At 35.3% G+C, this 15,984-nt stretch carries 15 protein-coding genes; 10 read left to right on the forward strand and 5 right to left on the reverse strand.

Features of this window, described 5'->3' with window-relative positions; all coding sequences use genetic code 11:
- Positions 1-72: 72 nt before the first annotated feature.
- Both ACKXGU_RS07450 and ACKXGU_RS07455 read right to left on the reverse strand, forming a co-directional pair.
- Entirely contained in the window at positions 73-690 is a 618-nt protein-coding gene (locus ACKXGU_RS07450) for a hypothetical protein (protein ID WP_463464719.1), read from the reverse strand.
- A gap of 145 nt (positions 691-835) precedes the next feature.
- Positions 836-1,849 carry a S66 peptidase family protein gene (locus ACKXGU_RS07455; protein ID WP_463464720.1) on the reverse strand — a complete coding sequence of 338 codons (1,014 nt, stop codon included), beginning with the start codon at positions 1,847-1,849 and terminating at the stop codon, positions 836-838.
- A gap of 73 nt (positions 1,850-1,922) precedes the next feature.
- On the opposite strand from ACKXGU_RS07455, the gene metG reads away from it, so the two are divergent.
- From metG to ACKXGU_RS07490, 7 genes are all read left to right on the forward strand, one after another.
- Entirely contained in the window at positions 1,923-3,986 is a 2,064-nt protein-coding gene (metG, locus tag ACKXGU_RS07460; RefSeq protein ID WP_463464721.1) for a methionine--tRNA ligase, read from the forward strand.
- Between the two features lie 144 nt (positions 3,987-4,130).
- Positions 4,131-4,601 carry a lipocalin family protein gene (locus ACKXGU_RS07465; protein ID WP_463464722.1) on the forward strand — a complete coding sequence of 157 codons (471 nt, stop codon included), beginning with the start codon at positions 4,131-4,133 and terminating at the stop codon, positions 4,599-4,601.
- Between the two features lie 4 nt (positions 4,602-4,605).
- Positions 4,606-5,310, forward strand: coding sequence for an OmpA family protein (locus tag ACKXGU_RS07470; RefSeq protein WP_463464723.1), 705 nt, complete (start codon positions 4,606-4,608; stop codon positions 5,308-5,310).
- Between the two features lie 45 nt (positions 5,311-5,355).
- Positions 5,356-5,787: an META domain-containing protein gene (locus tag ACKXGU_RS07475; RefSeq protein WP_463464724.1), complete on the forward strand. Its 432-nt coding sequence runs from the start codon at positions 5,356-5,358 to the stop codon at positions 5,785-5,787.
- A gap of 83 nt (positions 5,788-5,870) precedes the next feature.
- On the forward strand, positions 5,871-7,988 hold the full coding sequence (locus tag ACKXGU_RS07480) for a Tex family protein (RefSeq protein ID WP_463464725.1): 2,118 nt from the start codon (positions 5,871-5,873) through the stop codon (positions 7,986-7,988).
- A gap of 63 nt (positions 7,989-8,051) precedes the next feature.
- The gene (locus ACKXGU_RS07485; RefSeq protein WP_463464726.1) at positions 8,052-8,570 is read left to right on the forward strand and encodes a ferritin; all 519 of its coding nucleotides are present in this window, start codon (positions 8,052-8,054) and stop codon (positions 8,568-8,570) included.
- 73 nt (positions 8,571-8,643) lie between these two features.
- On the forward strand, positions 8,644-8,820 hold the full coding sequence (locus ACKXGU_RS07490; RefSeq protein ID WP_463464727.1) for a hypothetical protein: 177 nt from the start codon (positions 8,644-8,646) through the stop codon (positions 8,818-8,820).
- 261 nt (positions 8,821-9,081) lie between these two features.
- Here ACKXGU_RS07490 and ACKXGU_RS07495 read toward each other — a convergent pair whose 3' ends face one another.
- From ACKXGU_RS07495 to ACKXGU_RS07505, 3 genes are all read right to left on the reverse strand, one after another.
- Complete coding sequence (locus ACKXGU_RS07495) at positions 9,082-9,663, reverse strand: tetratricopeptide repeat protein (protein ID WP_463464728.1); 582 nt, start codon at positions 9,661-9,663, stop codon at positions 9,082-9,084.
- A gap of 721 nt (positions 9,664-10,384) precedes the next feature.
- Complete coding sequence (locus ACKXGU_RS07500) at positions 10,385-12,970, reverse strand: phosphoenolpyruvate carboxylase (protein ID WP_463467415.1); 2,586 nt, start codon at positions 12,968-12,970, stop codon at positions 10,385-10,387.
- Positions 12,971-13,112: 142 nt separating this feature from the next.
- Positions 13,113-13,445, reverse strand: coding sequence for a single-stranded DNA-binding protein (locus ACKXGU_RS07505; RefSeq protein ID WP_463464729.1), 333 nt, complete (start codon positions 13,443-13,445; stop codon positions 13,113-13,115).
- Positions 13,446-13,642: 197 nt separating this feature from the next.
- On the opposite strand from ACKXGU_RS07505, the gene ACKXGU_RS07510 reads away from it, so the two are divergent.
- From ACKXGU_RS07510 to ACKXGU_RS07520, 3 genes are all read left to right on the forward strand, one after another.
- Entirely contained in the window at positions 13,643-14,287 is a 645-nt protein-coding gene (locus tag ACKXGU_RS07510) for a spermidine synthase (protein WP_463464730.1), read from the forward strand.
- A 65-nt stretch (positions 14,288-14,352) separates the two neighbouring features.
- On the forward strand, positions 14,353-14,826 hold the full coding sequence (locus ACKXGU_RS07515; RefSeq protein ID WP_463464731.1) for a hypothetical protein: 474 nt from the start codon (positions 14,353-14,355) through the stop codon (positions 14,824-14,826).
- A 15-nt stretch (positions 14,827-14,841) separates the two neighbouring features.
- Positions 14,842-15,984 carry a serine hydrolase domain-containing protein gene (locus ACKXGU_RS07520; RefSeq protein WP_463464732.1) on the forward strand — a complete coding sequence of 381 codons (1,143 nt, stop codon included), beginning with the start codon at positions 14,842-14,844 and terminating at the stop codon, positions 15,982-15,984.

Genomic DNA, 15,984 nt, shown 5'->3' on the forward strand with positions numbered 1-15,984 from the left:
AAATATAATCCTAAATAAACTAAAAAAGGCACATTCTAGAATGTGCCTTTTTTATAAACTATGTAGATTACTCTATGTCGGTTGATTATCACCGTCTCCACCGCCATCATCGTCATCGTCATCGTCGTCTGAAGATGTACAAGTCGATAAATCAAATTCAGAATACATTGCCCAACTGTTACCTGAAAACTCGTTTCCTTCAGCCCAAGCCGTTTCTCCACCAGTAGGCCCTTGAACTTCAGCATGTGCTGCAAAACAGTAATTGTCTCCTACTTCGGTAATTGGAATAATGTAAACAACTTCATGATCGGTTGCAGAATAAGGTTCTGTAAACTCAAAATGTCCAATTTGTGGATTGCCTGAACCATTTGTTGGAACCCAATCTTCGTCACACACGCCAATACTTAAATGGGTGGTTCCTATGGTCCAATCGCCATTAGTGGTATAAGTTACCACCAAATTATCACCCACTACATCAATAGTTACTGAACCCGCAGAATGATGCTGGCCTGCTATTAATTGTGTATATACACAGTGTTCACCATTGTCAGAATCTGGCGAATCGTTTGTTGTAATGGTAGTTCTTGATTTTGGTTTTGCCTTTTTTAATTGGTCATCTTCCAATTGTTCATTGGTGCAGCCAACAAAAACTAAAAAGCATATAACCACAAGTGTAGTTAATTTTTTCATGATTTGTAGATTTAGGGTTAGGTCTTGGAAAGGTAATAAGCTTTAAGGAGAACAACACAAAAAATTCGCTGAACTACATAAAAAAACAAAAAAAAGAAGTATTTTCTTACGCTATTCGATGAACAACATCAATTGAAGAGCTCTTTTAGTCAAAAACTACCGTTGACTTCTCACTTGTAACTTTTAACTGTACCTTTCTACCTAAAATCAGAGCCCGATTATCCTTTTCATGCCCTGCAGGTATATTAAAGGCAATGGGAAAATTATATTCAGACAACGCATCCAAAATCAATTGTTCTACAGAACTTCCCCAAAGGGTTGTGTTTTTACGAAGTTTGCTCATATCGCCTACCAAAACACCTTTGCAGTTATCAAAATAACCTGCGCGTTTTAAGCTTTGCAACATGCGATCAATATGGTATTTATACTCACCTATCTCTTCAATAAATAAGATTTTCCCAGAGGTATCTATACTGGTATTTGAGCCCAACATGGTATGTAGCATGGTTAAATTGCCGCCAACCAATGGACCAGTAGCTTCACCTACTCGATTATAATTTGATCCTTCTAAAGTATACATCAATGCTTCTCCAAAAATGGCTTTTCTAAAGGTTTCAATTGATTCTGATATCTCACTCAAATCATTGGTTAAACTCGTACACATTAACGCATGAATGGTTTCAAAACCTTTATTATGAAATTGATTATGCAAGGCCGTAATGTCACTATAACCTATCAACCACTTTGGATGTTCCTTGAACTTGGTAAAGTTTAATTTATCTAAAATGCGGACAGTTCCATAACCACCTCTCGCACACCAAATGGCACTTATGCTCGGATCATCCATAGCTTTCTGGAAGTCTTCACAACGTTCAGCATCCGTTCCAGCAAAATGGTTGTCTTGGCTAAAAACATGTTCTCCTACCAATGTATGCAAACCCCAGCTTTTAAGCAAATCAACAGCTTGTTGTACTTCCTGTTGTCTGTTTTTTAAAATGCCTGATGGCGCAACGATGGCAACTGTATCTCCTGCTTTTAAATAGGGTGGTCGTATCAAAGTTTCTTGTTTTAAGTTGTTAGAATCATCAACTCGTATTTGTTCTTTCTCTCCCAAAAAAAGAAGACAACATAAGCTAACTATTAAGGTGATTTTTGACATATTGTAAATGTACATTTTTTTTCAGAAACGCATGTAAATTGCGTACTTTTGTGGCTTCAGAAAAAGATACAAGATGTCAAAACGATATACGATAACTGCAGCATTACCTTACACAAATGGCCCCATTCATATTGGGCATTTAGCCGGTGTATATGTGCCTGCCGATATTTATGCACGCTATTTACGATTAACAGGTCATGATGTTGCCTTTATTTGCGGTAGTGATGAACATGGTGTACCAATCACCATTAAAGCAAAAAAAGAAGGTGTAACCCCTCAAGATATTGTTGATAAATACCATGCCATCATAAAAAAGTCATTTGAAGATTTTGGTGTGTCGTTTGATAACTACTCGCGTACATCAGCTCAAATTCATCACGATACAGCCCAGGAGTTTTTTAAAACCTTGTATGATAAAGGTGAGTTTATTGAAGAAGTCACTGAACAGTTGTATGATGAAGAAGCCAACCAGTTTTTGGCCGATCGCTTTGTAACAGGAACCTGTCCTAAATGCGGTAATGAAGAAGCTTATGGCGACCAATGTGAAAAATGCGGAACGAGTCTGAATGCAACCGATTTGATTAACCCAAAATCAGCCATTACTGGAAACACGCCGACACTTAAAGAGACCAAGCACTGGTTTTTACCATTGGACAAGCATGAGGATTTCCTAAAAGAATGGATTTTAAAGGGTCATAAAAAAGATTGGAAACCCAATGTTTACGGACAAGTAAAATCTTGGATTGATGATGGTTTAAGACCTCGTGCAGTAACACGCGATTTGGATTGGGGAATTCCTGTTCCTGTAGAAGGTGGTGAAGGCAAAGTACTTTATGTCTGGTTTGATGCACCCATTGGTTATATTTCGGCAACCAAAGAATGGGCTGAACGCGAAGGTAAAGACTGGGAACCCTACTGGAAAGACAAAGACACTAAGTTGGTTCACTTCATTGGAAAAGATAACATCGTATTTCACTGTATTATTTTCCCAAGCATGCTAAAAGCTGAAGGATCCTATATTTTACCTGATAATGTGCCAGCCAATGAATTTTTAAATTTAGAGGGTAATAAGTTATCGACTTCAAAAAACTGGGCAGTTTGGTTACCAGAATATTTAGAGGATTTTCCTGATAAACAAGATGTATTGCGCTATGCGTTAACAGCCAATGCGCCTGAAACCAAGGACAACGATTTTACCTGGAAAGATTTTCAGGCAAGAAACAATAATGAATTGGTGGCCATATTCGGAAACTTCATCAATCGTGTTGTGGTTTTAACCAACAAATACTACGATGGTGTTGTGCCACAACCATCAGACTATACAAGTGTAGACGAAGAAACTTTAGCTGCTGTCAAAGCCTATCCAGACGTTATTGCCAGTTCTATAGAGCGTTACCGTTTCCGGGAAGCCAGTCAGGAATTGATGAATTTAGCGCGATTAGGAAATAAATATCTCGCTGACGAAGAACCTTGGAAGGTGATTAAAGAAGATGAAGTCCGAACCAAAACCATTATGTTTGTGGCATTACAAATCGCATCAGCCTTGGCAACATTAAGTGAGCCTCTTTTGCCTTTTACTTCAGAAAAATTAAAACTCATTCTTTGTCATTCCGCACTTGATGCGGAATCCACATGGAATACTATTGCATCAAAAGACATTTTACTTCCTGCTAACCATAAAATTGGTAAAGCAGAATTGCTCTTCAGTAAAATTGAAGATTCTGAAATTCAAAAACAATTGGACAAACTAGAAGCCAGCAAAAAGGCCAATGAAGCTGCCAATAAAGCGGCTGAACCACAAAAAGACGAAATTACCTTTGATGATTTTACCAAACTGGACTTGCGTGTAGGCACCATTATTGAAGCGGAAAAAATGCCAAAAGCCAAAAAACTTTTAGTCTTAAAAGTTGATACAGGCATTGATGTGCGAACCATAGTTTCTGGTATTGCAGAAAGTTTTACAGCTGAAGAAGTTATAGGTAAAAAGGTAACTGTTTTAGTGAATTTAGCACCACGAGCATTACGTGGTGTAGAAAGTCAAGGTATGATTTTAATGACTGAAAACGCTGAAGGTAAATTGGTGTTTGTAAATCCTGATGCAAACCAAGAAGTAACCAATGGGCTGCAAATTTCTTAAACAACTCATTTACAACTAAACAATTGGTTTTACAGACTCTATTCTTTTTATTCAAAGTAGCATTAATAGTTTCTTAACATCTAAAATTGCGGATTAATTCGTAAATTAACTACCTATTACTTATTAACCATTAACCGTAATTTTATGAAAAAAATAGTTCTATTATTTTTAGGCATTAGTCTTATAGCTTGCGGTGCTTCAAAAACCGTTAGGGACTCCAAAAAAGTTATAAAGGGCAATTGGGCATTGACATCTATAGACTATAGCGAATCTGGCGAATTTAAAGTCAATCTCCTAAACGACGTCTCAAAAGAATGTTTTGAAGGCAGCAACTGGGAATTTGTTCCCAACAACAATACCGGAACCTATAGGATTACAAAGGCAGACTGTTCAGTAGGGTCTCGATATTTTGTTTTTACCATCTTGGAAGTTGATTCTAATTCAGGTCTATATGACTTTTTATTAAAGCCCACAGACCAAAAGCATAAGTCGGATACCAATCAAGGATTTCGCCTAAAACTTACCAATATAACGGAAACAGCCATGCAATGGCAGCAAACGGTTACTGTTGATGATAGCCCATTTACCATAACAATGAATTTTACAAAACTATAAAACCATGAAAACAACCATAAAAAACATAAAAATACTGGCTCTTACTTGTTTGTTAACCATAGGGTTTACCAACTGTAAATCTGTTCAAAATGCCAATAACAAACAAAAAGGTGCTGCCATTGGTGCCGCTGGCGGTGCCATATTGGGCGCCATAATTGGAAACAATATTGGCAAAGGCAACTCTGAACTTGGAGCTTTAATAGGCGCTACTGTTGGTGGTGCAACCGGTGTTTTAATTGGCAACAAAATGGATAAACAAGCCCAGCAAATTGAGCAGGAGATTCCTGGTGCCCAAGTGGAGCGTGTAGATCATGGAATTGTTATTACTTTTGACGAAAATAGTGGTGTCTATTTCGATACAGAAAAATACAATATCAATGCAGCTTCTCAACAGACGCTTGATAAACTAACCGATATTTTTAAAGAATATCCTGATACTAATTTACTAATAGTCGGTCATACAGACAGTACTGGTAATGATGATTATAACATGACCTTATCCAAAAACAGAGCTTTTGCTGTGACCAATTACTTTACGCAAACCAAAGGATTAAGTAACTCTCGCTTTACAACCCATTGGTTTGGAGAAGAGCAACCCATTGCTGATAATAGTACATCAGAAGGGCGTGCTAAAAACAGACGTGTTAATATTGCCATTGTTCCAAATGAGGATATGATTGAAGAAGCGCAAAAAGAAGCCGGTAATTAGTACTGAATTATGAAAACACTAGCTTTAAAATTTTGCCTAGCAGTAATGGTTTTGCTTACAAGTTGTAATTCCAAAGAAAAAAATGATACTGAAAGTACCGATACACAAAGCAAGGCCTTGGAAACAGAATCGAGTATTGAATCTATTGACTTTACCGATACTAAATGGATGCTAGTAGCTTTAAACGGCAAAGAAATTTCTAGTGATAACGCCTTTATTTCATTTGCCACCGAAGACAACCGTGTTTTTGGAAACACCAGTTGCAATAATTTTACAGGAACTTATGAAATAAAAGAAGGCAATAGACTTTCAATGTCCGAAATTGCAACAACCATGATGGCCTGTCCAAACATGACCATTGAAGATCAATTTATGGAAATCCTGAAGCAAGTTGATAATTATTCACTTAATGGTAAAAAAATGACACTCAACAAGGCTCGAATGGCTCCCTTGGCTGTTTTTGCAGTTGCTGAATAATCCTTTTTTGAAAATAAGATAAACCTCGTAGACCTATAAGCTACGAGGTTTTTTTATTATTTTTCGACATTCAAAAATATTCCATGATCCACTATATTTTATCCCAGACGCAGTTACCCGAAACATCCATAAAAAATACGCTTCAACTACTCAATGATGCTTGCACGATTCCGTTTATTTCACGTTACCGAAAAGAAGCCACAGGCAATCTAGACGAAGTTCAAATTGGCGAAATAGTTAAATTCAAAGAGCAATTTGAAACTTTAGAAAAACGCAAGACTACTATTTTAAAAGCTTTGGAGGAGCAAGGTGTTCTAACTCCAGAACTTCAACAAAAAATTGAATCTGCACCTGACCAAACAATACTGGAAGATCTTTATCTGCCTTATAAGAAAAGTCGTAAAACAAAAGCCGATACAGCAAGAGAACAAGGTTTAGAACCCTTGGCAAAAATTATCATGAGCCAAAATGCTAATGATTTAGAATCACTAGCTCATCGTTATGTAAAAGGCGATATAAAATCGGTTGATGATGCTTTGGAAGGTGCCAGACATATTATTGCCGAATGGATTAATGAACGTACCGATGTAAGAAACAATATTCGTTATCAATTAGAACGTTTTGCTACCATTACAACTAAAGTTGTTAAAAAGATAGAACTAGAAGACGACGCTCAAAAATTTCGCGATTATTTTGATTGGAGTGAGTCCTTAAGCCGAATACCCTCACATCGCTTGCTGGCCATTTTACGCGCCGAAAACGAAGGTTTTATTCGTTTGAAAATAGAAATTGATGATGAGCGTGCTTTAGACAAAATAGTGCAACGCCTGATTAAATCAGATAATGCGTGTTCCAACCAAATTGAGATGGCTATAAAAGATGCTTACAAGCGCTTGTTGTTACCGTCATTGAGTAATGAAGCTTTGCAAAATGCTAAAGAAAAAGCCGATGAAAACGCTATTACTGTTTTTGCTAAAAACCTGAAACAATTGTTGTTGGGTTCGCCATTAGGAGAAAAGCGGGTTTTGGCCATCGACCCTGGTTTTAGAACAGGTTGTAAATTAGTTTGTTTAGATGCACAAGGACAATTAAAACATAATGAAACTATTTATCCACACCCACCAAAAAACGATAGCACTGGCGCTATAAAAAAAATAAGCACATTGGCAGAAGCTTATAAAATTGAAGCTATTGCCATTGGTAACGGAACCGCATCGCGCGAAACAGAAGCACTCATTAGACGTATTCGTTTTAAAAATGATATTCAGGTTTTTGTGGTAAGTGAGGCTGGCGCTAGTATTTATTCGGCTTCAAAAATTGCCCGAGATGAGTTTCCTAATTACGATGTTACCGTAAGAGGCGCTGTTTCTATTGGACGACGTTTGCAGGATCCATTGGCTGAATTGGTAAAAATTGATGCGAAGTCCATTGGTGTTGGACAGTATCAACATGATGTTGATCAGACCAAGTTAAAAACCCAACTCGATACTGTTGTAGAAAGTTGTGTGAATGCTGTTGGTGTCAATCTCAATACGGCCAGTAAAAGCTTGTTGAGTTATGTATCTGGAATTGGCCCTAAATTAGCAGAAAACATTGTGAATTATCGAGATGAGCATGGAGCGTTTTCTTCCAGAACCGACTTAAAAAGTGTTCCACGTTTAGGTGATAAAGCTTTTGAACAAGGTTCAGCATTCTTAAGAATTAAAGATGCTCAAAACCCGTTAGATGATTCTGCTGTGCATCCTGAAAGTTATCATATTGTGAAATCCATCGCAAAAAACGAAGGAAAACGTGTGTCAGAACTTATTGGGAATTCAAGCATTTTAAAAAGCATTGATTTAAAAGTTTATTGTACGGATAGCATTGGATTACCTACACTTCAAGATATTGTGAAAGAACTGGAAAAACCAGGTTTGGATATCAGAGAACAAGCCAAGGTGTTTACGTTTAATCAGAACATCAAAACCATTAACGATGTTCAGGAAGGACAATTACTCCCTGGCATTGTAAACAATATTACCAATTTCGGTGCTTTTGTTGATATTGGTATTAAAGAGAGTGGTCTAATTCATATATCTAATCTTTCTGATGGTTTTGTAAGCGATGTTAATGCACATATTAGTTTGCATGAACAGGTGATTGTAAAAGTATTGGAGGTTGATATTCCAAGAAAACGCATTCAATTGAAACTACACAAATAGGGGTCTAATTTAAATTTATTCTATCCCCTGAATTCCTTAACTTTACGTAAAAAGGAAGATATTATGTTATCAAAAAAAATAGAAAAAGCCCTAAACGATCAAATTAGAGTTGAAGCCGAATCGTCTCAAATCTATTTGGCTATGGCTTGCTGGGCTGAAGTGAAAGGTTTGGAGGGTGTGGCTGGTTTTATGTACTCACAATCTGATGAAGAACGAGCGCACATGCTTAAACTAGTTAGATATGTAAACGAACGTGGTGGACATGCACATGTTTCAGCATTAAAAGCGCCAAACGTCACCTTTAAATCATTTAAAGAAATGTTTGAAAAGTTGTTTGAGCATGAAGTCATGGTATCAGAAAGCATTAATGAATTGGTTCATATTACCTTACAGGAAAAAGATTATTCCACACATAACTTCTTACAATGGTATGTTAGTGAACAAATTGAGGAAGAAGCCATGGCTCGTACTATTCTTGACAAAATAAATATGATTGGTAATGACAAAGGTGGTTTGTATTTATTTGATAGAGATATTCAGCAATTGACTGTTAGTACGGCAGCTTCAGACAACCCAGAATAATTTTAACAATTAAGTTTATTTAGAATTAATAAAAATAATTATTTTTGCCGTGTATTCCACAAGTTAGCATCCATTGGGCAAAAAGAAAAAAGAAAAGAAACAGCAAAAAAAGGCTTTAAAAACCTTACACAAAGCAGGTATTATCAATGCCAACAAGGTAAAAAGCAAATGCTGTGAAAAGTATAAAAAAGGCGAACAGAAGCGTTGTGGTAAATGTCCTTGCTTCGATTTACTTAAGAAAGTTGCATAAAAAATGCGTTAGAAATTTCTAACGCATTTTTTCTACACCACCTATTTTCCAGAGAAAATCTCTTTCAATTGTGGGAATTGTAGGATTCGAACCTACTCAACATATGATGTAACAGAGTTTAACTCAACCATAACTATTTTGATAAATAGGTTTCGTTGAATGAACAAGTTCATTTCAGACTGCTTCAGCTCTCCCACGCTGACGAATTCCCTTGATAATCGGCAAACAATTACGTTTGCCGATTATTAAAACCTCCTTTTTTTATAATAAACTATTCAACCTATTCTGAAACCAGTTTGTTTTGGTTTCTTCCTCTACCTTCTTTTGCAAGTTTTCAAGTTTTCGTTCCTTATTTTTTTGGAACTTATGCTTTTTACTTACTCTAGATAATATGTCGTCAGCATAGCTAATGAAATCATTATTCATGGCTAATTGCTTCGCTTCTTTTATAGTATTCTCTGCCAAATCAAATTGTTCCTGTACTTCATACAACAGACCTTGATTCAACATAATACCAGCTTTATCAATACCTTTGACAGTTACAGCAAATTCAATTAAGTTTTGGGCCTCTTCATAGTCTCCATAGTTAATCAACAACCGGATATATTCAGGATATATGAACTGAGCTTCCAAACTGACAGACAAAGCTTTTTGGTAATAGCTTTTTGCCAACTCATAGTTTCCTAGCTGTTCTATTTGTATCGTAGCCATGAGACTTAAAGCTTTAACATTTTCAGGATCATAAGACAAAGCGTAATTTAATGCCTCAATAGCCTTTTCAAGTTCCCAAGGGTAAGCTTCTATTGCGCGAAACAAATAGACGTTATGTAAATTATTTTCCATAATTTCTTTCTAAAATTTTATTAGTTTAATGCTTCGCATAACATATGCGAATGCAAAACTGTTTAGATTTAGTTTTCTTGATTTTTCGTGAAATAAAAAATCCGAAACAGTTTGATTTGCTTCGGATTGATTTCTGGAAAGAATATTACAGAAACGTCCGAAGCCCATTTTGCGATTTAAACTCGCAACTCTCATTTTGATACATGGCATGTATTAGCATGGCTTCTTGTTTTTAAAAATTGTTAGCAGATGGATTGTTCAATTCTGCGGTGCAAATATGAAATGGATTTTTCTATTATGCAAATAAAATTCTAGTTCAACTATTTGATTTTCAGTAATTTAAGTCATAGTTATTCCTGTCCGAATTACTTCAGACACTCTAGATTTCATGCAATAGACTGTCTCTCAATCGCTTAATCTTCAATGACTTTTATTTTAGTTTTTTAAAATTTTGTTCAAAAAAATTGTTTTTTTTCATAAAAAAAGCGCCCAATTTCTTGGACGCTTACTGTTATTATATATTTAGTTGATTTAATTCACACTTAAATTCGGTTAAAAATAGCAATAAACGTCCTTTTTGGAAATAGATTTTTCATCTCAATTCCACGATAATCGCACTGACTTGACAGTGACCAAGGTGCTTTATGTACTATTGTTTTTCTCATTTGTGGTACAAATATGCCATTTTATGAGTTAATAATCCAAACGATTGACCTAAAATTTATGCTGAATTCCTGCTGGCATTAATATTTCCAAAAAGCGAACGGGTGACTAATTTTTCAAAAACCTCGATTTCTTCTTTGGCTTCCGGCTTTGCTTTTTGCAGTTCCTGAATTTTCTTGAGTGCATATTGCTGAATAGTCAATAACGGTAGCACAATAGACTCACGAACATCAATTGACGCCTTTCCGGCTGGTTCTTCTTCCATAAGAACCTTATAGCCCGTCAGTTTAAGTATGAGGCGTTTTGAGGTTTCATATTCTGCATATATAATTTTCCAAAACTCCCCAAATTCTGGATCATCAGCCATATACTTGGTCAAATCAAAAAATGATTTGGATAAGGACATCATACTATTTTCAATTAAGGTTTTGAAAAAACTGGAACTCTGATACAGTTGTTTTACTTTATCAAATGTTCCTGAATCTTCATAGTATTTCAGTGCTGTACCAACACCGAAAAACCCAGGAACGTTCTGTTTTAACTGGCTCCAACTTCCTACAAAGGGTATGGCTCTTAAATCAGAAAACACCAGTTCAGACGATTTTCCTCGTTTTGATGGACGACTCCCAATATTGGTTTTAGCATAATATTTCAAAGTACTCATACGCTCTAAATAGGGCAAGAACATGCTATGGCTTTTGAAATCTGAATAGGCCTTGTAGCTTCTCTCAGCCAAATCATTAATTATTTTTCTATTTTCAGGTGACATGGCCAAATTACTTTCGTTCAGGCGATTGTAAATACCGGAACTTATTAATTGCTCCAAATTGTATTGTGAAGAATCCAACGTGCCAAAATTGGAACTAATAGTTTGCCCCTGAATGGTTAGCTGCACCTCCTTATCTTCAATCGTAGGTCCTAGTGATGCATAAAACTGATGTGTCTTACCGCCACCACGAGCTGGTGGTCCTCCACGACCATCAAAGAAAATAACCGTTACATCATATTTTCTGGATACTTCGGTAAGGCGTTCTTTAGCTCGATAGATACCCCAATTAGCCATAAGGTAACCACCATCTTTGGTACCGTCCGAAAATCCTAACATGATAGTTTGTTTTTTACCACGCTTCTTTAAATGAGCAGCATAATTTGTATTTGTATACAATTCTTCCATTACTTGAGGCGCATTCTCCAAATCTTCAATGGTTTCAAATAAAGGCGCAATATCCACGGTTAAATCATCATGAAAGGCCACTAATTTAAGCATGGCAAACAATTGCATGACATTTAAAGTCGTTTGATTATTACTAATAATATAGCGGTTAGCAGCACGCTCACCATTGGTGTCTTGAATGGTTTTAATAACTTTAATGGTCTGTAACGTTTTTAAAACGTCTTCATCTTCAAAAAGGTTTAGGTCTATTTCGCCTTGAATTTTGGATAGCACTGCAACTTGTTCATTTTGGGTAAGGTCATGGTAATTTTTTGGGAAAATATTACTACCATGAGCAATTAAGCTATCAACCATACTATTAAATACGGCATCATGGGCACGACTATCCTGACGGATATCCAAGGCTGCAAAATGAAACCCGAACAAATGCACTTTGTTGATGAGACTGGAGACATCAGAAACGAACAATGACTGATGTTTATCTATTAATTCAACTTTTATTTCCTGAAGTTCTTCTTTAAATTCGGATAGCGTCAGGACATTCTCCATGTTGGAACCAAAACTTATGGCATATAGTTTCTGCTCTAATAAGGTAATACGATCTTCGATACCTTCAAAAGTCAAACGTCTTTTAAGTTTTCTGACATCGCGATAGTAATTTTTTAAAATGGTTTGTTTTAATCGTGTAGCTACTTTTAAGGTGATCTCTGGTGTTACATAGGGATTACCATCACGATCGCCTCCTGGCCAAAAACCAATATTAATAATATCATTTTCAATGACCTCATCATCAAAAATATTTTGTTGTATGTAATCAAAAATGCTTCCGAAGGACTTGTAAAATACATTTTCCAAATACCATATTAAACTGACCGCCTCGTCATAAGGCGTTGGTTTTTTATGCTTAAAGAAAGGCGTTTTACCCAATTGAGCCAAGAGGTCATTTATTTTTAGCAAGTCATTGGTTTTTATCGCATTATCCAAATCGGTAATAATCCCCAAAACAGCACCAGGATAAAATTGGGTTGGATGCGCTGTCAATACAATGCGCACCTTAAAAGCCTTGAGATAATTACGTAATTGTTCCATTTTACCTTCTGAAGCAGCCGTTTCCTTTAAACTGCGTAAGGTTCCAATACCATCCATGTTATTGACTATCGGAAAGGCAGCATCTTCAATGGCATCAAACAAAACTACTTGACGTTCGATATATTGGATAAATCGAAACAATAAATTAATTTGACTTTCTGCCGAACGTCTGGCCTGATATTTTTTAAAAAATGTTTCAACTATGGTCGTAGGATTATCTCCCTGTTTAAATCCCAATTCACATGTTTCATGAAAAAGGGGTAATAAAGCTCCTGTTTTCGTAACCGAATCAAACGGAAGCGTCATAAAAATACTATTGTATATCTGAAATTTAGAGAGTACATTTTGCTTAAAACGTACTAATTTTGGTGACGTTGGCATGACCTTGTTTTTCATAAAAATACTAAAGGATTTTCAAAAATGTTAGGCTTCTCAAAAGATTTACGAATATTTCAACCATAAACTGCTTTAACTAAAAAAAGAGCCTTGATAAGGCTCTTTTTTTTGGAATGCTCTAGAGGTTTTACTTTCCTAACATCAGCAATTCGCTGCAAATTATTTCGGTCATGTAGCGTTTGTTACCATCTTTATCTTCCCAAGAACGGTTTGTTAATTTTCCTTCAACGGCTATTTCCTGACCTTTGGTAATATAGTTTTCAACCACTTTGACCAACCCTCCTTTCACAACGATATTATGCCAGTAAGCGCGTTCAATTTTTTGACCATTTTTGTCTTTGTAGCTATCATCTGTAGCTATTGAGAATTTGGCCATTTTGTTACCATCTTCAAAATTTACGATTTCTGGGTCTTGTCCCAATCTACCAATCAACTGTACTTTGTTTCTAAGCGTGTTCATAATTTAAATTTTTAATGCCTGCCAGACGCAGGCTAGTTAAACAGTTAATACTATCGAGTTCTTATGTTTCGACATGGCAAAGATGCGACGGCTTGCAAATGTTAGTCGGTAATTACATATTTAAATTCGTTTGTAAATGTTTGTTGTCGTTTGTAAATGAATAATTTATTATATATTTAGGCATCTATATTATAGCTATGGTGAGACTTTTAAGCTATTTATATCCTATTACAAGAAAAGTGAAATCTGATACTAATGGTATGTTGGAAATTACTTGGTACAACGGCAAAAAGCTTTTAAATTCAAAAAATGCCAATTATTCTTATGGTTCCTTACAGGAAATTTTAAAATTTGGTTTGGAACAAATTGACATGACACGGATTAAATCGGTCTTGCTTTTGGGGATTGGTGGTGGTAGTGTCATTCAAACACTTCGTGATTATTTCAACTATCAAAATATTATTACCGCTGTAGATATTGATTCAGAAATCATTAAAATAGCTTTAGAAGAATTTAACCTGCAATCGAACAACAATTTGGAAATTGTTTGTGAGGATGCTTTGGAATTTGTACAAAAAAATTCCAATCAATTTGATTTAATAATTATTGATTTATTTATTGATACAAAAGTTCCAGACCCATTTTATGAACCTTCCTTTTGGGAAGAACTTTTAAAAAGAAAAACCACATCTGGCACATTACTATTTAATGCCTCACTCGAAAAATCCATGACTAAAAAGTTACAACAGGTCATTAGCTTTTTAAAATCACGCGTTTATAAAGTACATGTTTTTGATGCGGTCAATAACACGAATACTGTTGTAATAGCTAAATCTATTTAGCTTGTCAAATAGAATAATTAATATATTTAGGTGAAGTAAATTATGTTACTACAAGTTTTTAAAATATGAGAATAGCATTGATTTTAATTTTAGTTTTTATCAATTTTAGCTGTTCAATCCGTTCAATAAAATACGATAGAATTAATATTTTAAGTAAATACTATAAAAATTACACAATATTATTAGATGATGAAAAAATAGATTTACAATCATTTTATCTTGATAAATCAAATATTAAAAGTATAATTGTTTATAAAGATTTGAAAGAATTAGTAATAACCCAAAAAGCAAATGTGAAATTCCTTCAATTAAAAAACCTTGAGATTGATAGTTTATTTATTGAAGTCAAAAGTTTTAATAGAAAAAAAATAGATTTAGTTGTAATTGATGGTGTTCCAATAGCTGATTCTGTTTCAGATAAAATAAATATTGATCCAAATATCATAAAATCAATTAAAACTATCTCTCAAAAAACTCTTAACACAGAATTATACGGCAAAAATCACGAAGGAGATATATTATTAATCTCTACTGAATAAACGCAGATAAATCAAATGAAAAAACAACTTTTATCCCTTACCCTACTTTTTTGCCTAACCATTGGCTATTCACAAATCACTGAAAAAATTACCCTAAACGATTCTGTTATTGGCTATTTAAAACAGACGGTTCAAAATACCCAATTGCCAGGTATCAACTTTTCAATTATTGACAATAGAGGAAAAATTAAAAATTATTCAGAAGGGTTTTCGGATATTGAAGAACAGATTCCATTAACCACTAGCCATTCATTTTTTTCAGGCAGTATTGGTAAAACCTACGCAGCTACATTAGTTTTTAAATTGGTGGAATCTGGGGATATTGACCTTAAAAAAACTTATTTGGATTATTTTCCGGACACCGACTGGCTCGATGATCTTCCCAACATAGACGACATAACAGTGGAGATGTTGTTACAGCATTCTTCTGGGTTGCCACGTTATGTCTTAAAACCTGAAATCTGGAACCAACTTCATGAAAACCCAGAAAAGGTCTGGTCTTATGAGGATAGATTATCCGTTATTTTTGATGATGAACCCGTTCACGAGGCTGGTAAGGGATGGGCCTATTCTGATACCAATTATATTCTACTAGGTATGCTTATTGAAAAAGTAACTGGTGAGAATTATTACGATTTGGTCAAAAATCAGATTTTAAAACCACAACATCTAACACACACCTACCCTTCTCTACAACGAAAAATAACCAATTTAGCTATAGGGTATTCGCGTATGCCTCCTACTTTTCAGGTTCCAAACAAAACGGTTGATAAAAAATTATATTTCATGAATCCACAGGTTGAATGGACTGGCGGTGGCATGGCGTCAACCACTGAAGATTTGGCCAAATGGGCCAAACTCTATTATGAAGGTGCTCTTTTAAGTAAAAATAGTTTAACAAATATCATAACCCCAAATCCTAATGGAAAGTTGGTTGAAGGCACAAGTTCGTATGGTATGGGAAGTTTTATTTACCAAACAGATCATGGTGAAGCCTATGGGCATACTGGGTTTATGCCTGGGTTTAATTCTATTTTCATCTATTATCCAAAATATGGTATTGCAGCTGCTATGCAGATAAACTGCGACTATGCCGTTGGTGTCATCAATCTAAATGACTTTATGGATGATTTAATTGCTATTTCCATAATGAAATAA

Source organism: Hanstruepera sp. CR43 (assembly GCF_055227665.1).